Origin of the sequence: Candidatus Thiosymbion oneisti, from assembly GCF_900092655.1 — a bacterium.
GTDB classification, from domain to species: Bacteria; Pseudomonadota; Gammaproteobacteria; order Chromatiales; family Chromatiaceae; genus Thiosymbion; species Thiosymbion oneisti.
Map to the genome: position 1 here is coordinate 1 of NZ_FLUY01001755.1, position 540 is coordinate 540.

Consider the following 540-nt stretch of genomic DNA (forward strand, 5'->3'; position numbering starts at 1 on the left):
ATTGGGTCATTGTTGCGTGCCCGAGAGGTCATGGAGCTCCTGGTGGCCCCATCCGTAGCGGAGAACGCGCAATGAACATTCATCTACATGCCAATGCGACCACAACCCCGAAGATCCGCCAATACATTCAGGCGTCCAACCAGTCCGTCCCCCAACTCGCCGACGAGCTGGGTGTCAGCGAGGATACCATCCGCCGCTGGCGGCGGCGTGACGGTGTTGCCGATGGCTCACACACACCGCACCGCTTGCAGACCACCCTCGCCCCAGCCCAGGAGGCCGTGGTCGTGGAGCTGCGCAAAACGCTCCTGCTGCCGCTCGATGACCTGCTGGTGGTGATCCGGGAGTTCATCCACCCCGAAGTTTCCCGCTCCAGCCTCGACCGCTGTCTGCGCCGCCATGGCGTTTCTAACCTCAAGGCGCTGATGCCCCAGGAAGCAGGCACCCAGACACCGGTGAAGACCTTCAAGAATTATGCGCCGGGCTTCGTCCACGTCGATGTCAAGTACCTGCCTCAGATGCCGGATGAGGACCAACGGACCT

1 protein-coding gene is annotated in these 540 nt (G+C 62.2%); it reads left to right on the forward strand.

What is annotated here, in order from left to right; all coding sequences use genetic code 11:
* Positions 1-71 precede the first annotated feature (71 nt).
* Positions 72-540, forward strand: a 469-nt coding sequence (locus BQ17_RS18720) for a helix-turn-helix domain-containing protein (protein WP_141699369.1), incomplete at its 3' end; no start/stop codon positions are given.